Here is a 20434-nt window from a genome sequence, read left to right on the forward strand (position 1 = left end):
TGACAATGAGAAAACTGGTTCTAGCCGCGTCAATGGCACTACTTACTGCTTGTTCTGCGCCTCAGCAAGAACAACTCAATTTCATGCCACGCGCAGAGCTGAGTAACAGTAATATCGTTAATGGCAGTACATTTTCCCTAACGAGTAAAGATGTTCGTTCTGCACAATACGTTGCATTGGTTGATACAGGCCGCGCAAATATCGAACCTATCCACTCTAAGCAGAATGTACGCATCGCTTTAGAGAATGCTCTACTTGAGCAATTCCAATCACAAGGTTTCCGCAGTTCAGTAAACAGCGAAAATACGATTGATGTTGAAGTTCAAGAAGCGCTTGTATCGGTTAAGCACTCCGTTATGGAAAACCAAATGGATGCTAAGCTGGTTATTGAAGTTACCGCAGAAACACCAAAAGGTAAGCTAGTTAAAACTTACACTGGTACAGCTCAACGCAATGGCGCACTAAGTGCATCGAATGAAGAAATTGAGCTAGTACTAAACGATGTAGCAAACCTTGTTCTACGTGAAGTAGCTGCTGACCGTGAACTACAAAGCTACATGCAGGAGCGCTTCTAATGTGGAAGTACCTTGTCGCAAGCTTTGCGCTAGTTAGCCAACTCGCTTTTGCCGGACCAAAAGTGGAAGTTGAGACCAATATCGGTAATTTCACAATCGAACTCAATGAAGAGAAAGCGCCTGTATCTGTGGCTAACTTCATCAAATACGTTGAAGATGGCAGTTATGTTGGCACTCAGTTTCACCGCGTAATTCCGGGATTCATGGCGCAAGGCGGCGGCTTTGATAAAGATATGAATCGCGCAGACACTTATGCGCCAATCAAAAATGAAGCGAACAACGGTCTAAACAATGATACGGCGACCATCGCAATGGCTCGTACTAACGATCCAGATTCAGCGACTCGTCAGTTCTTCATTAACCTAGTCGATAACGACTTCTTGAACTATGGCGCTCGCCCACCGGGTTACGCTGTGTTTGGCAAAGTCACGCAAGGTTTTGACGTTGTACAAGAGATGGCGCGCAAGCCAACTCACACGGTTGGTCGTTACCGCGACGTACCCGTTGAAGCAATCATCATCACCAAAGCGACTCTAATCAAATAAGTTTGCTGTGATTACGTGAATTGGGCTCTTACTTTTCGGTGAGAGCCTTTTATTTTTAACTCAACTTCTCTAACTTAACCCTCTCAAACCTATCTATTCAAGGGAATACAATGGCCAACGCTTCCATGTCATGGTACGACACTTTTCGCAGCTACCTAGACCGCCGACTTATGTGGGTGTTCATGCTCGGTTGCTCAAGCGGCTTCCCTTGGGTCTTGATTGGCTCCAACATGTCTGGTTGGTTAAAAGACGCAGGCTTAACTCGTACCGCCATTGGCTACTTTGGCAGTGTGTTTGCTGTTTATGCGATCAACTTCCTCTGGGCGCCACTGGTAGACCGAGTAAAACTGCCTTTCCTACACTCAGCGCTAGGACAGCGCCGCAGTTGGATCTTCTTCTGTCAATCGATCGTACTAGTGTGTACGTTACTGATCGCTGGGGTTAATCCAGCCAATAACTTAATGCTTACGTCAATGTTAGCGCTGTGTATTGCTATCTCTTCAGCCACGCAAGATATTGCCATTGATGCCTACCGCATTGATACCTTCCCTAAATCTGAAGCATCAAAACTACCACAAGCTTCAGCCATGGCCGTGATTGGTTGGTGGACAGGTTACTCTGTACCGGGTTATTTAGCGTTCATTAACGCCGACCAAATTGGCTGGAATGGGGTTTACTACGGAATGGCGGCGATTGTCGGTGTATTATTGCTGTTTACGCTTCTAACCAAAGAACCCACGACGAAACGAGAGCAATTGCAAACGGAAGCTGAGCAACGTCATAACCAGTATGTGGGTAATCCCGTTGTGGCGTGGTTGAGCGTAACGGTGTTAGAACCATTTATCGACTTCTTCCGTCGCAATGGATTTCAAGTTGCGATCACTTTGCTGATGTTTGTTTTCTTGTTCAAGATTGGTGAAGCCTTCCTAGGACGTATGTCGATTACCTTCTACAAAGAGATCGGCTTCTCAAACGAACAAATTGGCTATTATTCCAAACTGATTGGCTGGGGCTTAACCATCATGTTCACCCTACTAGGCAGTATGGTTAATGTGAAATTTGGTATTGTTCGCGGCTTACTGATTGGTGGTACCGCCATGGCTGCAAGTAATTTGATGTTTGCTTGGATGGCGAATGTGGGGCCGAACGAACACCTATTCTTAGCGACACTCGTGGTCGATAACTTTACCTCAGCGTTCTCCACAGTTGCGTTTGTCTCGTTCTTAACCGTTGTGACAGGCCAAGCCTTCTCAGCAACTCAATACGCCTTGCTAGCCTCTTTGGGCAACTTAGGGCGAACCACGTTGGCCTCTTTCAGCGGCAGCTTAGTCGACTTACTCGACAACTGGTCAATGTTCTTTGTGTTAACGGCGCTAATGGTTATTCCGAGTTTGATAATGCTTTACTCGCTACGTCATTACTTTAACGATATTCTCGAAAAAGCACGTAAACGAAAAGATTAAAACGAAAAAGGGTCGCGGCAGCGACCCTTTGAATTTCTGGAACTTGCTTGGATTTAGGGATACATCCCTTTACCGAACGTGTTAAATAGCCTTGCCACACCTTGCGTAAAGATCATTGGCTCAGTCAGCACCGTTAAACACAAGCAATCTTCTTCCATGCTAGTTTGTGGACTGTGCTTATCGGACGCGTCTTTAACCAAAAAGTCGCCTTGGTGATACTCACCCTCTTCATCACTAAAATTGCCATGTAGCACTAAGGTTGTTTCAAGCCCTTTGTGTGTGTGCTGCGGAATAGACACATCTTTTGAAATGTAAAGAAGGTTCACTTTTGCCTCTTCGCCCAAATCAATGTTGGCACTAAACACTTTTCCACCGTAACTGCGCCAATCACCAATCTTAGGGGCGACACGGCTCAAAGATCTTGGAAGCTGGAACGTTTTGCCGTTCACTTCGATTGATGTGGATTCTGCTTCTTGAACCTGGACATTTTCCTGCGGCTCAAGAGCGACGATGTGATCAAACATATCGCCAAAATCAAAGTCTTGCTCAACGATTTGGTTCTGTAAATCTAATCCAGCTAACCGCTCTAAGTGCATCACGTGTTCGCGGCTAGACGATGACAATTCCAAATGCGTAGCGATAGCAAAACTGTTTGCTGCATCGAGCTCACCCGCAACGTAAGCTTGCAGCATTTCCTGCTTGGGTTGATAACTCATAATTGCTCAGCCTCGATAGTATTTCTTAAACGCTCCACGGCAAGTCGTAAACGCGACTTTACCGTACCTAATGGAATATCAAACATGTCTGCGACTTGTTGGTGTGGTAACTCTTCCAAATAGACCGCCTGAACCACTTTCTTTTGCGCGTCAGGCAAGATGTCTAAAAACTTAACCACCTGCTCTTTGAGCATCTCATGCTCGGGAGCGTAATGATCAACTAAGTCGGGTGGCAAAAAATCGCTCGGCCAAATATCCTCCGACAGTAAATAAGCGTCTCTACCCTTTTGCTTTCTCAATAAATCAAAACATAAGTTTCTCGCTATCGTATAGATCCACGTAGAGAGAGAACTTTTCGCGCCATTGAATAACGCACTTTTTTGCCACACCGTTGCCAAAGTATCTTGCACAATTTCTAGCGCGACTTGCTCATTGCCTACATGCTTTAAAGCGAATTGCTTAAGACGCGGAGAGAAGTGGCTAAACACCAGCGCAAAGGCTTGCCTGTCTTGGGCTTTCACTTTATCCATACATCGTGACCAATCTTCTCGGCCAAACGTACTGGTTTGTTGGAACGTCATTTTCATCATCCTTGCAGATCAGATGTATCTACCTTCCTACGAAGGTTCACATCAATCGATCACTCAGGTTCTATCGCAGTGGTTAAAAAGCGCAATGCTTCTTGGCAGTCACTTTGTCTGGCTAGATAGTCGAACTGCTGCTTAGGTAGCGGTAACAACTCAAGCCATCGCTGAGAAACCCAACTCGCATCCTCAAAAAAGCATTGGTCGTAGAGTGTCTTTATTTGAGGAAACTTTATGTACACCCTTTGTAATTGTAGCGCGAGATACTGCTGTTCAGTGGACAAATCTTGCATTTGCCAACTTGGTAACCAAGATACTTGAGCAATGCGTAAGCCATCGTACTCAGTTCGCACGGTTTGCACACTAAAACGTTTTTGACCCACTACAGTTATGCCGAGCAAACCGTCTTCGAGCGTTTCAAAGTCAACAATTCGGACTAAAGAACCAATCCGAGATAACCCACCCGTGCCTGATTGCTTCTGTTTTTCGAGTAAACAGATACCAAATGTGCCGTCTTGCTTGAGCGCTTGTGTCACTAATCGCTTATAGCGAGGCTCGAAGATCCTCAGTCTCATTTTACCTTCAGGAAGTACCACGGAACTGAGAGGAAATAGCATGATATCGTCCATGTTCGACTCCCAAAATTCTTGTTTCTTATCTCTACGAGGCTAAGTCCCTCTACGATCATTCACTTTTTATGTTGATTAGGAGATCAACATAAAAAAAAGCGCAAGCGCTTGCGTAATCGATTTCCATTTCATTTTTTGTGCAAATTAGTGAAACGAATTTTCTCATTGAGTGTTTTGTTATTAATTGTGATCTACATCTCCAAATCATTTGAACTTTTCACAACTCGACACTTTTATTTGCGAAATATATCGATATTATTCCGCTCAGCAAATAAGCACAGACACAATAGTGCAACTAGCAATTAAACAACCTTTTTCATACCAACTAGAGAGTTCCACTTATGCGTAAATCACTTTTAGCTCTTGGTGTTGTAGCTGCAATGTCTACACCTGCAATGGCTGCTGACTATTCAGATGGCAATACTCACAAAAATGACTACAAATGGTTCCAATTTAACATCATGGGCGCATTTGATGAGCTTCCTGGTGAATCATCTCACGACTACATTGAGATGGAGTTTGGCGGTCGTTCAGGCATTTTTGATCTATACGGCTACATCGATTTCTTCAACGTATTAAACAGTGATGGCAGTGATAAGAGCGGCTCTGACCGTATCTTCGCGAAAATTAACCCTCGCATGTCTCTAGACGGCCTAACAGGTAAAGACCTATCATTCGGTCCAGTTCAAGAACTGTACTTTGCAAACCAAATCGTGATCAACGGTGGTGGTGAGTACACTTACCTAGACAGCAACGGCCAGCCAATGGTTGATGGCGACGGTAATATCCGTAAAGCTGATAAGCCTACATACAACATCTACACTGGTATTGGTTCAGATGTGATGGTTCCATGGTTCGGAAAAGTTGGTGTTAACGCATACGCTAAATATGACATGAATGCTAAAGAGTTTAATGGTTACCAAGTGTCATTAAACTGGTTTAAGCCTTTCCACTTCTTTGAGAACGGTTCATTCATTTCATACCAAGGTTACCTAGATTACGAATTCGGTATTGAGAAGACTGAAATTGCAGGCACTCCACTGAACTCTTCAAACGGTGGTGCTATGTACAACGGTATTTACTGGCACAATGACCAATTTGCTCTAGGTTACGGTCTAAAGCTTTACAACGAAGTATATGGCCTAGCTGATGGTGGCATTGCTGGTAAGACTTCTGGCGTTGCGCACTACATCGCTGCAACTTACAAGTTCTAATAGACTTGACAGTTCCCCTAAAATGGCACCGAAAGGTGCCATTTTTATTTGCTTTCCTCCGGTATGACATTATCCTCTTGGCATTCGCCTCAATTTGATTTCATACCATGAATTTTGCCATCGTTGGCCCTGGTGCAATTGGTTCACTTTGGGCAAGCAGCCTCAGCCATGCGGGCCACAATATAAACCTGTGGAGCCGTCAAACAGACAATCAACTGACTATTCAGTGTGACAACCACCTGCCTTTAACACTGCCCAATAATGACCATCAAGCACTGAAAAACAGTGATGTTGTTTTGGTGACGCTAAAAGCGCCCTTTGTGCTTTCAGGTCTAAAAAGTTTAGTAGAGCATATTCATTCTGATGCGATTATCGTTCTAATGCACAACGGTATGGGCACAGCTGAACCAGTATCATCATTGTTCCCTAATAACCCACTGTTGCTTGCGACAACCACTCACGGTGCATACCGTCCTACACCACAACATGTGCTGCACACAGGTAAGGGCAACACACAGCTCGGTGCTACAAACTCGTTGGGGCATCAGTGTGAGTTTATTGTCGATGTGCTCAACAATGCGCTACCAACTGTCGAATGGCACTCCAATATCCAACAAGCTCTATGGAACAAACTGGCTATCAACTGCGCCATAAACCCACTGACAGCAATCAACAACGTCAACAATGGCACGTTATCTCAGCAGGCGTATCAATACGACTTACAACAGATCATTAATGAAGTGGTTGAAGTGATGCATGCTGAAGCAATTGCGGTAGAGATGCAGGCGCTCACAAAAACGATCCAACATGTCATTGAGGCGACGGCCGCAAACTATTCTTCAATGCAGCAGGATATCGCTCATCGAAGGACTAGCGAGATAGACTTCATTACGGGATATCTCATAGCCAGAGCAAAGCATCATCAAATAGATGTTTCCTTTAACCAATCGCTCTACAATTCAATTAAACAAATCGAACAAAGCTGGTAACCCTTATGAGTAAAAAAGTATTAATCCCTATCGCTACGGGTAGTGAAGAAATGGAGGCTGTCACCATCATAGATATGATGGTACGCGCCGGATACGAAGTGGTGGTTGCTAGCGCTGATTTTTCTGGTCAATTGACCATGACAGGCTCTCGCGGTATCACCCTCAATGCAAATTGTCGTTTGGTTGATGTGGCTGATGACGAGTTTGATGCAGTCATTTTACCCGGCGGTGTAGGCGGTTCAGAAATATTCCGTGATAGCACAGTACTTATTGAGATCCTTCGTCAACAAATGTATGAGGGTAAACTGGTTGCCGCTATTTGCGCGGCGCCAGCTTTGGTTCTTGCACATCATAAGCTTTATCCAGATGCGTTAATGACTTGCCATCCAAGCTTCCAAGATCATATTACCGAGCAAAATTGGCGTGTTAAGCGCGTGACTTTAGATGTGACTCATAACCTCATTACTAGCCAAGGCCCTGGCACTGCACTTGAGTTTGCGATGGAGATCATTATTCGTCTATCAGGCAAAGCACACGCTTGGACTGTTGCCGAGCCAATGGTGACTATTCCGACTCTGCAATATCATAAGATGGGTGAAGCCTAATGTTGGATATCGCAGATATTCGTGTGCAATTTCCCGCACTACAACAAAGCATCAATGGTCAACCATTAGTCTATCTAGACAGTGCGGCCACCACGCAAAAGCCACAAGTGGTGATCGATGCGATCAGCCAATATTACAGTGCGCAAAACGCTAATGTTCATCGTGGTAGTCATAGTTTAACCGCGCATGCCACCAGCCAATTTGAAGCAGCCAGATCTCGCATGGCGACATTAGTTAACGCTACAAGTGAAAAAGAGATTATCTGGACTCGCGGCGCGACTGAAGCATTGAATCTCATTGCACAAACTTACGCCCGAAATACATTACAAGCGGGTGATGAAATTCTGATTGGTGAGATGGAGCACCACGCTAACATCGTACCTTGGCAAATAGTCGCTGAGCAGACGGGGGCTAAAGTAGTTAAAATCCCAATAACGGCTGATTGTCAGCTAGATATGGATGCTTTTCGCCTGCTGTGTACCGAACGCTGTAAAATTGTTGCGTTAGCTCATACCTCTAATGTCACAGGTACACGCCAGCCGATTGAGCAAGCGATTGACATTGCCCACGCTCAACAGGCCATCGTGGTAGTCGATGCCGCGCAAGGTATCGTGCATGAGTCTATCGATGTACAAAAGCTCAATGCAGATTTCTTGGTGTTTTCCGGACACAAGATTTTTGCCCCTGCTGGCATTGGCGTTCTATTTGGTAAGCTCGCACTACTCGAGGCTATGCCCCCATGGCATGGCGGCGGAAAAATGGTAGAAAAGGTCTCCTTCTCAGGTACAACCTACAGTGAATTACCGGGTAAATTTGAAGCTGGAACACCGAATGTTGCTGGCGCAATAGCACTGGCTAAAGCGGTGGAGTGGTATCAAACATTTGAACAGCAGCAAGTCGAAAGCCATATTCGCAATCTAGTAACTCAAACCTATCAAGCGCTGAGCCAACATCCTGATGTTAAAGTAATCGGTTATCAACCTGATGCATCGGTACTGTCATTTACCGTTGATGGGGTTCACCATCAAGATGTGGCGACCCTACTCGATCAACAAGGAATCGCAGTACGAGCTGGCCATCACTGTGCCCATCCATTAATGGATGCCCTTAATATCAAAGGGACGATTCGTATCTCTTACGCAATCTACAATAATCAACAAGATGTCGAACGAGTTATCGCTGCGATCGAGAAAGCACTCGACATGCTTTAGTTAGCGACCAAACTAACTATCATCAGATACAAAAAGAGCCTCACAAGTGAGGCTCTTTCATTTGGATGAGAATTATCGAGGACAAATCTCAGACTCTGGGAAGAAGAAAGCAATCTCACGTTCCGCCGATGCAGGGCTGTCAGAACCATGCACAGAGTTATAACGCATGCTCAATGCGTAATCAGAACGAATCGTACCGCAAGCTGCTTCTTCTGGGTTGGTTTTACCCATCAGTTCACGGTAGCGACAAATTGCATCTTCGCCTTCCAACACTTGCACCATAATTGGGCCAGAAGTCATAAACTCCTTCAGTGATGGGAAGAACTCTTTACCTTCATGTTCCGCGTAAAAGCCGCTCGCCTGCTCATCCGTTAGATGAACCATTTTAGCCGCTACTACACTTAAACCTGCTTTTTCAATACGATTGTAAATTTCACCAATCAAGTTACGCTTTACTGCGTCAGGCTTAACGATGGAAAATGTTCTCTCTAGAGCCATAAGGTTTCCTTCTACTTCTCTTAATATTTATCTTAATTGCAGTCTAAACGCTGCTCATTCTGTTGTTCTGTTTATTGCGTCAAAATGCGAGCTAGGGTACGTACGCCCATGCCTGTCGCACCTGCTGCCCATTTGTCAGATGGCGCCTTGCGGTAAGTGCCCGCGCAGTCAAAGTGCAGCCAACCTTTCTTGTAATCTTCAACAAAGTAAGAAAGGAACGCTGCCGCTGTGCTTGCGCCTGGAGAGTAATCACCACTGCCGATGTTAGACAGATCAGCAAAGTTCGATGGCAGCATACCACGGTGGAAATCCGCTAATGGTAGTGGCCATAAGCCTTCTTTCTCTTCACGAGCAGAAGTTAGCGCTTGATGAGACAGTTCTTCATCGAAACTCATCAATGCATGGTAATCGTTACCTAGTGCGTTTTTCGCTGCGCCAGTTAGAGTCGCGCAATCAATGATTAGCTCAGGCTTTTGTTCACTTGCGTAAATAAGGCCATCAGCAAGAACCAAACGGCCTTCTGCGTCCGTATTCATGATTTCAACTGTCTTACCATTTTTGTAAGTGATGATATCGCCAAGCTTCAACGCTCGACCAGAAATCATGTTCTCTGCACAGCAAAGGATTAGCTTAACACGCTTGTTAAGGCCACGAAGAATCGCTAGACCTAGGCCACCGGTAATTGTACCTGCGCCGCCCATATCCGCTTTCATCGCAGTCATGAAGTTTGATGGTTTTAGACTGTAACCGCCAGAGTCAAAAGTGATACCTTTACCCACTAGACACGCATAAACCGGCGCATTTTCATCACCCGTTGGGTTGAAGTCTAGTTGTAACATTGCTGATGTGCGCTCAGAGCCACGACCCACCGCGTAAATACCTTCCCAACCTTCAGTCAGTAGATCTTTATCTTTAACGATCTTCGCTTTCACAGTACCTTGAGGCGCAACAGACTTAATAAATTCAGCGGCCATTGTCGCTAATTGGCGCGGTGCGACTTCTTCAGCGGTTTTGTTGATGATATCGCGAGTAAAATCCGTTGCTTTGATGCGCGCTTCCAGTTCAGTTTGCGCGGCTTCTTCTAGTGCAACCCACTCAAGTTGATTTTGCTTTTTAGGGCCACGGTAGCCTTGATGGAAAGCCCAAACACTTTCTAGATCCCAGCTGTCACCTTGTAATGAGATTTGCGTAATACCTTGCGCATCTAGCTTTCGAGCAGCTCGCTGAATCGCACCAAGATCGTGACCTTCACCTAGGTGAATAGTCGCGCCTTGCTCAGCAAAAGAAAGAATCGCTTTGTCACCCCACTGTGGAGCAGCTGCATCTTGGCTTAAAAATACCGACATCTGTGTAGACATGGTTTCTCCTTGTCTTAATCATGGCGCTGCCTACGCCTTTTGTTTTGTATACTCAAGTAATCTTTAAAGTGGAATTTTAGAAGCGTTACCGACACTTAAGCATATTGCTTGATGTTAGCATTTTGTCAGTGAAAAATGTCAATTGGATAAAAAAACGGGCCACTTGGCCCGTTAGTTTTACTAAATTTTGTTAACTGCGTAGGATTTGTCACAGCAGGTTAATCTGCCTCATCCATCCACATTAGAATCACTGCTTCTAGAATCTTCTCGTTTGAACGATTTGGTTCATCATCGAAGTCTTCAAGATCCAAAATCCATTGATGTAAATCGGTAAAACGTACCGTCTTAGGATCAACATCAGGGAACTTGTCACACAGTTCAATCGCAATATCGCGCGAATCCGTCCATTTCATTGCTTACTCCCTTTACTTGAATTGATTAATGATCTTCAGATGCGTGGTTCAGAGTATACTTCGGAATCTCAACCACTAAATCTTCATCAGCTACCAACGCTTGGCAACCTAGGCGAGACTCAGGCTCTAGACCCCATGCTTTATCTAGCATGTCATCTTCTAGCTCGTCGCTCTCTTCTAGTGAGTCAAAACCTTCACGAACTACGATGTGACAGGTTGTACACGCACAAGACTTTTCACACGCATGCTCAATCCCAATACCGTTTTTAAGCGCCACATCTAATACGCTTTCACCTGTTGCGGCTTCAAGCACTGCGCCTTCTGGGCACAACTCATCGTGTGGCAATACAATAACTTTAGGCATAGCTTCCAACTCTTAAATATTATCTACAGATTGACCAGCAAGTGCTGCTCGAATTGATTTATCCATGCGACGTGACGCGAAATCTTGGCTAGCTTTGTCCGTCTGTTTGATGCCGACTTCAATCGCATCGGCATCATCGCCGTTACGCAGTTCAATCAGAGCTTCGATTGCGCTTAGCAAATCTTGTTTCTCTTGCTCTGACAATAACTCGTCACCATCCGCTTGCATGGCTGCAATTAAACCTTCAATCACACGATCTGCCTCAACTCGTTGCTCTGCGAGTGCGCGAGATTGCATGTCTTCTTTAGCATAGGTCATCGAATCACGTAGCATGTTTGCTACTTCATCATCACTTAGGCCATAAGAAGGTTTAACTTGAATTTCAGATTGTACACCGGTGCTCTTTTCCATTGCGGTAACAGATAATAGGCCATCTGCATCCACTTGGTATGTCACGCGAATATGCGCAGCACCTGCTGCCATTGGCGGGATCCCTTTTAAAGAGAATCGCGCTAGTGAACGACAGTCGTCCACCATTTCACGTTCACCTTGAACAGTGTGAACACTCATTGCGGTTTGACCATCTTTAAAGGTGGTAAACTCTTGTGCGCGCGCGACAGGGATAGTTGTATTACGCGGGATGATTTTTTCTACTAAGCCACCCATGGTTTCAATACCAAGTGACAGTGGAATTACATCCAGCAATAGCATTTCAGAATCTGGCTTATTACCCGCTAAGATATCCGCTTGAATGCCGGCGCCAATCGCGACGACTTCATCTGGGTTGATGCTGGTGAGTGGCGTTCGGCCAAAGAACTCCCCAACCATTTCACGAACCAGCAGAGTACGTGTAGAACCGCCAACCATCACTACTTCGTTCACTTCGTCTAGCTCAACTTCGGCATCTTTCAACGCGCGGCGGCAAGACATGAGTGTTTTCTTAACCAGTGGGCGAATCAGATCTTCAAACTCTTCGCGAGTCACTTCACCTTGCCAACCCAACACGTCAACAGAAACGGACTCTTGCTCAGAGAAGGCGATTTTAGTCTGTGAAGCGGTGTTTAGCAGGATGCGCTGCTGCTCTGCACTAAGAGCCTGATCAATTCCGGCTTTAGCTTGAATATGGTCTGCCAATAGATGGTCAAAATCATCGCCGCCTAGCGCCGAGTCACCACCGGTTGCTAATACTTCAAACACGCCTTTTGAAAGACGAAGAATAGAAATATCAAACGTACCACCACCTAAATCATAAACCGCAATAACGCCTTCTTGGCCTGAATCTAAGCCATAAGCAATAGCTGCTGCGGTTGGTTCGTTTAATAGGCGCAGCACATGAAGTCCCGCTAACTTAGCGGCATCTTTTGTACCTGCACGCTGCGCATCATCAAAATAGGCAGGAACAGTAATCACTACGCCTGCAAGCTCACCACCTAAGGTTTGCTCTGCACGTTGACCAAGTGCTTTTAGAATATCTGCCGACACTTCGATTGGGTTTTTATCACCACTCGCAGTTTGCAAAATAGGCAAGCCGTTATCGCTTTCTTTCAATGCGTAAGGCAATGATGGGTAACGCTGCTGGATGTCGTTCAATGAGCGACCGATAAGGCGCTTAACCGAAATAATCGTGTTCTTTGGATCGGTTTCTGAATGCGCTTGAGCCGTGTAGCCAACATGAGTTGTGTCTGCTGAATAATGCACGACAGAAGGAAGAATGCTACGACCTTGCTGATCAGCGAGTGTGGTTGCGTTACCACTACGAACTGACGCCACTAACGAGTTAGTGGTCCCTAAATCGATACCTGCCGCAAGTTTATGCTCATGAGGTGCCGAGCTTTGGCCCGGTTCTGCAATTTGGAGTAATGCCATTGTTAATCCTTGCTCTGGAATTAACCGAGTAGTTTGTCTTCGACTAACTCGATTTCATTTTTTAGTTTGGCAATAAATTTAAGTTTACGAACGCTGTCTGCCGCTTCCAACCACAGAGCATCGTTAAGTTGTTGTTCTACTGTTTGTAGCTGCTGCTTATACATCTTTGATACTTTGCCATCAAAGTCAAACAAAGCCGCTTCAGGATCGCCTTTAGATGGGATCTCTTCGAGTTCTTCGCGCAATTCCATTTGTTCCATTAAGAACATAGGATCTTGCATTGTTTGTTGCTCGCCTCGAATCTCTACTTGGTTTTCTGCCAGCAGGTACTCCGCGCGGGAAATTGGGTTCTTTAAAACTTGGTGCGCATCGTTGATTTGAGCCGCTTTTTGTACCGCCATTAGGCGATCACGTTCAGAAGCCGTAGCAAAGTTATCTGGATGAAAACGCTTTTGCAATTCACGGAATTGAGAAGAAAGAAGGCTACCATCCAGCTTAAACTGAGTTGGTAGCCCAAATAATTCAAAGTGATTCATGGTTATTCTGATCCTTGGGAATCTCTCCTACCAAGAACCAGCAGGAGAGCAGTCGTTAGACGTTGAAGCTCTCACCACAACCACACTCACTTTTCGCATTTGGGTTGTTGAACTCAAAACCTTCGTTCAAGCCTTCTTTAACGTAATCTAGCTGTGTTCCATCTAAGTACGCAAGACTCTTCTTATCGATGATGATCTTAACCCCTGAATGATCAAACACTTCATCTTCTTCATTAAGGTCATCGACAAACTCAAGTACATAAGCCATACCGGAACAGCCTGTTGTTTTCACGCCAAGACGTAGCCCAATGCCTTTGCCTCTATTGGCTAAGAAAGCACTAACTCGACTTGCTGCTGCTTCTGTTAATGTGATGGCCATACTGCACCCTGATAGTTCTGGTTATGAATGAAATGGGAGCACTTCGCTCCCATTAATGACAAAGAGAGTTTACTGATGTTTTTTCTTGTAGTCAGCAACTGCTGCTTTAATTGCATCTTCTGCAAGAATAGAGCAGTGAACCTTTACTGGTGGAAGTTCTAGCTCTTCTGCAATTTCAGCGTTTTTGATTGCTGCTGCCTCATCAATGCTCTTACCTTTAACCCACTCTGTTACTAGTGAGCTAGAAGCGATAGCACTACCACAGCCGTACGTTTTGAACTTCGCATCTTCAATAATACCTTCTGGTGTTACTTTGATTTGAAGCTTCATTACGTCACCACATGCTGGCGCGCCAACCATGCCGCTACCAACCGCTGGGTCTTCTTTGTCAAATGAACCTACGTTACGTGGGTTCTCATAATGATCGATTACTTTTTCACTGTATGCCATTGTCTTTACCTCGAATCCTCTACCTACACATCATTGGCGTGATCTAGTGTTTAGTGGTGTGCCCACTCAACGGTACTTAGATCAACACCTTCCTTGTACATATCCCATAGAGGAGACATGTCACGCAGTTTAGTTACTGCTGTACGAATTTGTTCTACTGCGTAATCCACTTCTTCTTCTGTCGTGAAACGACCGAATGAGAAACGAACTGAGCTATGCGCTAGCTCATCGTCAAGACCTAATGCACGAAGTACATACGAAGGTTCTAGACTTGCAGAAGTACATGCACTACCTGAAGAAACCGCTAAGTCTTTTAGAGACATTAGCAGTGATTCACCTTCAACGAATGCAAAACTGATATTAAGGTTGTGAGGTACACGTTGGTCAAAATCACCGTTTACCGTTACTGCTTCAAGGTCTTTAACACCTTCAAACAGGCGGTTACGCAGAGCGAGTGCATGGTCAAAGTCTTTTTGCATATCTTGCTTAGCGATAGCAAATGCTTCACCCATACCCACGATTTGGTGAGTTGCTAGTGTGCCAGAGCGGAAACCACGCTCATGACCGCCACCGTGCATTTGAGCCTCAAGACGAATACGAGGCTTACGACGAACATACAATGCACCGATACCTTTAGGGCCGTATGCTTTGTGTGCAGAAAGTGAAATTAGATCCACTTTCATTTCTTGAACGTCTAGCGGGATCTTACCTGCTGATTGCGCTGCATCTACATGGAACACAATCTTACGAGAACGACAAAGTTCACCGATTTCAGTGATATCTTGAATAACACCGATTTCGTTATTTACGTGCATGATTGACACTAATACAGTGTCGTCACGCATTGCCGATTCAAGCTTATTTAGATCAATAAGACCGTTAGATTCGGGCTCAAGGTAAGTTACCTCATAACCTTCACGTTCCAACTGACGGCATGGATCTAGCACTGCTTTGTGTTCTGTTTTGCAAGTAATAACGTGCTTACCCTTCTTCGCGTAGAAGTGGGCTGCACCTTTAATTGCTAGGTTATCTGACTCTGTCGCGCCAGATGTAAAAACAATTTCTCTTGGGTCAGCATTTAGCAGCTCCGCAATTTGCTCACGAGCATTATCGACTGCTTCTTCGGCTTGCCAACCGTAACGGTGTGAACGAGACGCAGGGTTACCAAACGTTCCGTCCATCGTCATGTACTGAACCATCTTTTCTGCAACTCGCGGGTCAACCGGGCAAGTCGCCGAGTAATCAAGATAAATCGGCAGTTTCATTCTCTACTCCAATGTAACATTGCTGACCGCTTAAGAGCGGACGTCTAAACCCACAACCGCTTTATTTGTATGATTTGCGAGGCCGTGGTTAACCGCAAGATCTAAGTCTTGTCGGTCTGAAATTTCTAATACTTCGTTATCTTTCATCAACTCGCCAAGAGTGATGTTGTTGAGAAAGTCGCTAATGCGTGAACTTAAATCACGCCATAAGGTGTGCGTTAAACAACGCGTGCCACCTTGGCAGTCGCCTTTCCCATTGCATTTGGTCGCGTCTACGGACTCATCAACGGCCGCGATCACTGTTCCTATTGCAATTGTGTGTGCATCAGCACCTAAGCGGTAACCGCCGCCTGGGCCACGAACACTTGCAACTAATCCTGCTTTACGTAACTTAGAAAAAAGCTGCTCTAAGTAAGACAGTGATATTCCTTGTCGCTCTGAAATGTCGGCTAGCGGTACAGGATTCTGCTGAGAGTGTAAAGCCACATCTAGCATAGCTGTAACTGCATATCTTCCTTTAGATGTAAGTCTCATATAACACCATATCCACATCGTTTATGTGGTATGAAGTTTTCCATACCCGACTAAAATGGTCAAGTATTTATTTGACTAATTTAGTCAGGTATTAAGTTGCTGACCAAAAATCGTAATTATCGACTACCAATCTTCTTCTCGATAGCAGTTAATACGCCTCTCAGTGTATTGATTTCTTGCAGCTCTGGTCGTGCACGACTAAATAGGCGGCGCATCTTGTTCATTACTTTTCCAGGCTGGTCCTCAGCAATAAACTGGGTATCCAACATTACTTTTTCAAGGTGTTCAAAGAACATTTCTAGTTCTTTATGGCGAGGATACTCTGCCGGAGCTTGCTCTGGATGCTGCGCTTTTTCTTGCTCTAAATGGGCAACTCGAATTTCGTAACTGATGGTTTGAACAGCCATCGCTAAATTCAACGAGCTGTATTCGGGATTTGCAGGGATGCAAACATGATAATGACACGTTTGTAACTCTTCATTTGTAAGGCCTGTACGTTCACGACCAAATACAATCGCAACATTACTGGTTAAACCTTCTTGTGCGCATTTTTCACCGCACTCACGAGGTTCTAACATTGGCCACTCAAGAGTACGAGAGCGCGCACTAGAGCCAACAACTAAAGCACAATCTGCAACAGCTTCTTCCAAAGTACTCACGACTTGAGCGTTTTGCGCGATATCTGCGGCCCCTGCTGCTAAGGCAATAGCTTGTCCATCAACGTCACATTGAGGATCAACAAGCACCATATTTGTTAAACCCATCACTTTCATCGCGCGGGCTGCAGAGCCGATATTTCCTGAGTGAGAAGTTCCTACTAGAACGACTTTTACGTTGTTAAGCATGTAATAAACCTGTAGCAAATTAGAGCTGCGAGATATTAACACATAGAAAAAATAAATGGAGTTAGGCTTTACGTTAAAGCACTCAATAGTGCAATAATTCACCACTTCCATTTGCTCATTATTCTGTTATACTCGCGCTCGTTTTTCTGTTCTTTAACATCCGTTGGGAAATTAGTATGCATCCAATGCTTAATATCGCTATTCGTGCTGCACGAAAAGCTGGCAACCATATTGCTAAATCTTTAGAAAATGCTGAGAAGATCGAATCGACTCAGAAAGGCGTAAACGACTTTGTTACTAACGTAGACAAAGAAGCGGAAGCTATCATCATCGATACAATCAAAGCGTCTTACCCAGAGCACTGTATCGTTGCTGAAGAAAATGGCGTTATCGAAGGTAAAGATAAAGAAGTACAATGGATCATCGACCCACTGGATGGCACTACCAACTTCGTTAAAGGTCTACCACACTTCTCAGTTTCAATCGCTGTTCGCTTCCGTGGCAAAACAGAGGTTGCGTGTGTTTACGACCCAATGCTAAACGAACTATTCACTGCACAACGCGGCGCTGGTGCTCAGCTAAACAACGCTCGTATTCGCGTTAAGCAACTTAAAGACCTTCAAGGTACTGTTCTAGCAACAGGTTTCCCATTCAAGCAGAAGCAACACTCTGAATCTTACTTCAAGATCATGTCTTCTCTATTCGTAGACTGCTCTGACTTCCGTCGTACAGGTTCTGCTGCTCTAGACCTATGTTACCTAGCAGCTGGCCGTGTTGACGGTTTCTTCGAACTTGGCCTTAAGCCATGGGACATCGCGGCGGGTGAGCTGATCGCTCGTGAAGCTGGCGCTATCGTAACTGACTTTGCAGGTGGCACTGACTACATGAAGTCTGGTAACGTTGTTGCTTCAAGCGCACGTGGTGTGAAAGGTCTTCTTAAGAACATCCGTGAAAACGGTAACGAAGCTATCCTAAAATAATAAGCTCCGTCACAGCTGAATATAAAAAGCCCCGCTCAATGAGCGGGGCTTTTTTATTACCTCTAATATGCGTTACACAGTTCCAATCGTCAGCTTCTCTATGCTAGCAGGCAAAATTGGTGATATAAACCAGTGGTTAGTGTATAAGTTATGAACAATTTATAATTCCCTGCTAAGACGATGAAGAAAACAGTTCCTCTTTTATGCTCACTCAACTTATTGTTAGTTGGTTGTGATATGACCCCAGATAGCGTCCCACTATCTGATAAAAACTATTGTGACGCTATCCCACAACATCAAGTTAAACCCTTATCTCTCTTTCTAGAACCATACCAATCGAAACTTAGCAATCAAACAGGCGTCTACGTTTTAGAGCAAGGGGCTGAAGCGATGATGTCTCGGGCTTGGCTTACAGAAAGAGCTGAGCGCAGTATTGATATTCAGTATTTTATATTCTCAGTCGATAATATCGGGCTTATTGCTACAGACTATCTTGTTCACGCAGCTGAGCGAGGAGTGAAAGTTCGAGTTCTCGTTGATGACATCATGCTCGATGCAAAAGGTGACGAACTTTTGATGCTATCAGCACATGAAAATATCGAGATTAAAATCTACAACCCCAATGTCAACATAGGGAAAAATATAATAAATAAACTTGGGGTAGTACTGACAGACTTCCATGGTTTGAACCAAAGAATGCACAACAAAGTCTTTCTCGTTGACGGGAAAATTGCAATTACCGGCGGTAGAAATGTCGCCGATGAATACTTTGGATTTGACCATGAATATAACTTTCGAGATAGAGATGTATTCTTAGCTGGAAAAGCGGTGACCGATGTTGAGCGTTCCTTTGAACAGTACTGGAACAACGACCTAAGCGTCAACGTAGCCAGCCTTATCGATAGTAACCCCTACCCTAACAACCCAGACTTTTCTCGATTGCACTCCTATGCCTGCAACCCGGAAAACTTTCATCCTGAGATACGCGCAGAAATTCAAAAAGTCCCTGATACTTTCAATCATTTGATAACAGAAGGGCGTTTCCAGTTCATTGAACACGTTGAGTATATTTCCGATGAACCTGGTAAAAATAATCAAAGTTCATTCTTAGGTGGAGGCAGTACAACTCAACAAAAACTCGTTGAACTCGCTGAAAACGCACAACAAAACATCTTGATTCAAACTCCCTACTTAGTAACGACAAAAGCAGATCGTCAATTCCTCAAACAGCTTGTTGATAAAGGGATAAAAGTAAAAATCCTTACTAATAGCTTAGCTTCCAACGACAACCTAGAAGCATTTAGTGGTTATCAGCGAAATCGTTCTGAATTACTGGATACAGGTGTGGAAATTTATGAGTTCAAACCCGATGCTAAAGTGAGGCAGCGGGTCATGACAGATCACATGTTCAAACGCTTGCCGACAACGCCTATATTCGGATTACACGCGAAAACGATGACGATAGATAACAAAACGTCCGTCATCGGAACCTACAATTTCGACCCTCGAAGCGCCAACTTAAACACAGAAAGTTTTGCCATCATACACTCACCGAAAATCACAGAAATTCTAAACACCTCGATAAACATCGAAATGGCACCAGAGAACGCATGGCGTATCAGTGAAGACTTTAACCCCGATAGCGAGGTTAGCTTGATAAAGCAAATTAAGGTGAAGATTCGAAGAATAGTGCCTAAGAATATTCTCTAAATAATGACTAAAGACAAAGACTGCGATGATGGCAAAAAACCAAGCGCGTTGCCTTCTTTGGTTAAAAATGGCGAGTACCTAATACTCGCTATTTTTATGGATACCAACGAAAAGGCTCCTGTCTTTCGGCGGGGACGCCTAATCTGGAGCCTTAAATATGGCAGGTGTGGACCGGGCTGGCAATCCAGAGATTCGAAAGCTTCGCCCCAACACCCGCTGTTTGGTAGTTAGGGGAATCCGCTGCTCTGCCAACTGGAGTTTTTAGGGATAAAAGGAAAAGGCTCTAGTTTTTCGTCGGGGACGCCTAGTCTAGAGCTTTAAATATGGCAGGGGTGGACCGAGCTGGCGATCCAGAGGTTCGAAAGCTTCGCCCCAACACGCGCTGTTTTGGTGGTTAGGGGAATCCACAGCTCTGCCAACTGGAGTTTTCTAGGATAAACGAAAAAGGCTCTAGTCTTTCGACTAGAGCCTTAAATATGGCAGGGGTGGAGAGATTCGAACTCCCAACACGCGGATTTGGAATCCGCTGCTCTGCCAATTGGAGCTACACCCCTGTTGTTCGTGTTTAATGAGACGACTCTCGGAATAAGTGGCGGAGCGGACGGGACTCGAACCCGCGACCCCCGGCGTGACAGGCCGGTATTCTAACCAACTGAACTACCGCTCCGCACTGGTTAGACTCTTGAGTCTAAATTTAAAGCCTGG

The 20434-nt window shown here is 44.9% G+C and carries 23 protein-coding genes and 2 tRNA genes; 9 read left to right on the top strand and 16 right to left on the bottom strand.

Translation table 11 applies throughout. The features are described 5' to 3' along the window. The first annotated feature begins 5 nt into the window (after positions 1-5). The 3 genes from MU515_RS14855 to MU515_RS14865 all read left to right on the top strand — a co-directional run bounded on the left by MU515_RS14855 (position 6) and on the right by MU515_RS14865 (position 2583). Positions 6-575 carry a YajG family lipoprotein gene (locus MU515_RS14855; protein ID WP_260261204.1) on the top strand — a complete coding sequence of 190 codons (570 nt, stop codon included), beginning with the start codon at positions 6-8 and terminating at the stop codon, positions 573-575. Next, complete coding sequence (locus MU515_RS14860) at positions 575-1120, top strand: peptidylprolyl isomerase (RefSeq protein WP_260261205.1); 546 nt, start codon at positions 575-577, stop codon at positions 1118-1120. The genes MU515_RS14855 and MU515_RS14860 overlap by 1 nt, the downstream gene beginning before the upstream one ends. A gap of 110 nt (positions 1121-1230) precedes the next feature. Beyond that, complete coding sequence (locus MU515_RS14865) at positions 1231-2583, top strand: AmpG family muropeptide MFS transporter (RefSeq protein WP_260261206.1); 1353 nt, start codon at positions 1231-1233, stop codon at positions 2581-2583. A gap of 53 nt (positions 2584-2636) precedes the next feature. Here the strand turns inward: MU515_RS14865 and MU515_RS14870 are convergent, their stop codons facing one another. The 3 genes from MU515_RS14870 to MU515_RS14880 are packed head-to-tail and all read right to left on the bottom strand — an operon-like array spanning position 2637 to position 4512. Beyond that, entirely contained in the window at positions 2637-3299 is a 663-nt protein-coding gene (locus MU515_RS14870; protein WP_260261207.1) for a ChrR family anti-sigma-E factor, read from the bottom strand. After that, positions 3296-3880: an RNA polymerase sigma factor gene (locus MU515_RS14875; protein ID WP_260261208.1), complete on the bottom strand. Its 585-nt coding sequence runs from the start codon at positions 3878-3880 to the stop codon at positions 3296-3298. Before MU515_RS14875 ends, MU515_RS14870 begins: the two co-directional genes overlap by 4 nt. A 59-nt stretch (positions 3881-3939) precedes the next feature. Then, a complete protein-coding gene (locus MU515_RS14880; RefSeq protein WP_260261209.1) occupies positions 3940-4512 on the bottom strand; it encodes an LON peptidase substrate-binding domain-containing protein in 573 nt (190 codons plus the stop codon). Between the two features lie 341 nt (positions 4513-4853). On the opposite strand from MU515_RS14880, the gene MU515_RS14885 reads away from it, so the two are divergent. The 4 genes from MU515_RS14885 (at position 4854) to csdA (ending at position 8531) form a co-directional block, all read left to right on the top strand. Beyond that, a complete protein-coding gene (locus MU515_RS14885) occupies positions 4854-5726 on the top strand; it encodes a nucleoside-specific channel-forming Tsx family protein (RefSeq protein WP_260261210.1) in 873 nt (290 codons plus the stop codon). A 107-nt stretch (positions 5727-5833) separates the two neighbouring features. Then, positions 5834-6715, top strand: a complete 882-nt coding sequence (panE, locus tag MU515_RS14890) for a 2-dehydropantoate 2-reductase (RefSeq protein ID WP_260261211.1) — start codon at positions 5834-5836, stop codon at positions 6713-6715. 5 nt (positions 6716-6720) lie between these two features. Next, positions 6721-7320 carry a DJ-1 family glyoxalase III gene (locus MU515_RS14895; protein ID WP_260261212.1) on the top strand — a complete coding sequence of 200 codons (600 nt, stop codon included), beginning with the start codon at positions 6721-6723 and terminating at the stop codon, positions 7318-7320. Continuing rightward, positions 7320-8531, top strand: coding sequence for a cysteine desulfurase CsdA (gene csdA / locus MU515_RS14900; RefSeq protein WP_260261213.1), 1212 nt, complete (start codon positions 7320-7322; stop codon positions 8529-8531). The genes MU515_RS14895 and csdA overlap by 1 nt, the downstream gene beginning before the upstream one ends. 72 nt (positions 8532-8603) lie before the next feature. Here the strand turns inward: csdA and ndk are convergent, their stop codons facing one another. From ndk to trmJ, 11 genes are all read right to left on the bottom strand, one after another. After that, positions 8604-9029 (bottom strand): nucleoside-diphosphate kinase, encoded by a 426-nt coding sequence (ndk, locus tag MU515_RS14905; protein ID WP_260261214.1) that lies wholly within the window; start codon positions 9027-9029, stop codon positions 8604-8606. Positions 9030-9100: 71 nt separating this feature from the next. Beyond that, positions 9101-10387, bottom strand: a complete 1287-nt coding sequence (pepB, locus tag MU515_RS14910) for an aminopeptidase PepB (protein ID WP_260261215.1) — start codon at positions 10385-10387, stop codon at positions 9101-9103. A gap of 218 nt (positions 10388-10605) precedes the next feature. Next, positions 10606-10800, bottom strand: coding sequence for a Fe-S cluster assembly protein IscX (gene iscX / locus MU515_RS14915; protein WP_260261216.1), 195 nt, complete (start codon positions 10798-10800; stop codon positions 10606-10608). Positions 10801-10825: 25 nt separating this feature from the next. After that, positions 10826-11164 (bottom strand): ISC system 2Fe-2S type ferredoxin, encoded by a 339-nt coding sequence (gene fdx, locus MU515_RS14920; RefSeq protein ID WP_260261217.1) that lies wholly within the window; start codon positions 11162-11164, stop codon positions 10826-10828. A gap of 12 nt (positions 11165-11176) precedes the next feature. After that, on the bottom strand, positions 11177-13030 hold the full coding sequence (gene hscA / locus MU515_RS14925; protein ID WP_260261218.1) for a Fe-S protein assembly chaperone HscA: 1854 nt from the start codon (positions 13028-13030) through the stop codon (positions 11177-11179). A 20-nt stretch (positions 13031-13050) separates the two neighbouring features. Further along, positions 13051-13566: a co-chaperone HscB gene (hscB, locus tag MU515_RS14930; RefSeq protein ID WP_260261219.1), complete on the bottom strand. Its 516-nt coding sequence runs from the start codon at positions 13564-13566 to the stop codon at positions 13051-13053. Between the two features lie 55 nt (positions 13567-13621). Further along, positions 13622-13945: an iron-sulfur cluster assembly protein IscA gene (gene iscA, locus MU515_RS14935; protein WP_260261220.1), complete on the bottom strand. Its 324-nt coding sequence runs from the start codon at positions 13943-13945 to the stop codon at positions 13622-13624. A gap of 69 nt (positions 13946-14014) precedes the next feature. Then, positions 14015-14395 (bottom strand): Fe-S cluster assembly scaffold IscU, encoded by a 381-nt coding sequence (gene iscU / locus MU515_RS14940; protein WP_260261221.1) that lies wholly within the window; start codon positions 14393-14395, stop codon positions 14015-14017. 50 nt (positions 14396-14445) lie between these two features. Then, positions 14446-15660, bottom strand: a complete 1215-nt coding sequence (locus tag MU515_RS14945) for an IscS subfamily cysteine desulfurase (RefSeq protein ID WP_260261222.1) — start codon at positions 15658-15660, stop codon at positions 14446-14448. Positions 15661-15690: 30 nt separating this feature from the next. Beyond that, positions 15691-16194, bottom strand: a complete 504-nt coding sequence (gene iscR, locus MU515_RS14950) for a Fe-S cluster assembly transcriptional regulator IscR (RefSeq protein ID WP_260261223.1) — start codon at positions 16192-16194, stop codon at positions 15691-15693. A 116-nt stretch (positions 16195-16310) separates the two neighbouring features. After that, on the bottom strand, positions 16311-17039 hold the full coding sequence (trmJ, locus tag MU515_RS14955) for a tRNA (cytosine(32)/uridine(32)-2'-O)-methyltransferase TrmJ (protein WP_260261224.1): 729 nt from the start codon (positions 17037-17039) through the stop codon (positions 16311-16313). A gap of 176 nt (positions 17040-17215) precedes the next feature. Here trmJ and suhB point away from each other — a divergent pair, with 176 nt between their 5' ends. Then, on the top strand, positions 17216-18019 hold the full coding sequence (gene suhB / locus MU515_RS14960; RefSeq protein WP_260261225.1) for an inositol-1-monophosphatase: 804 nt from the start codon (positions 17216-17218) through the stop codon (positions 18017-18019). Between the two features lie 237 nt (positions 18020-18256). Beyond that, positions 18257-19729, top strand: coding sequence for a phospholipase D family protein (locus tag MU515_RS14965; RefSeq protein WP_260261226.1), 1473 nt, complete (start codon positions 18257-18259; stop codon positions 19727-19729). Positions 19730-20206: 477 nt separating this feature from the next. On the opposite strand, the gene MU515_RS14970 is transcribed toward MU515_RS14965, so the two are convergent. Further along, positions 20207-20283 (bottom strand) — tRNA-Trp (locus tag MU515_RS14970). 36 nt (positions 20284-20319) lie between these two features. Continuing rightward, a tRNA-Asp gene (locus tag MU515_RS14975) sits at positions 20320-20396 on the bottom strand. Between the last annotated feature and the right edge of the window lie 38 nt (positions 20397-20434).

Origin of the sequence: Vibrio intestinalis, assembly GCF_025195085.2 — a bacterium.
GTDB classification, from domain to species: Bacteria; Pseudomonadota; Gammaproteobacteria; order Enterobacterales; family Vibrionaceae; genus Vibrio; species Vibrio intestinalis.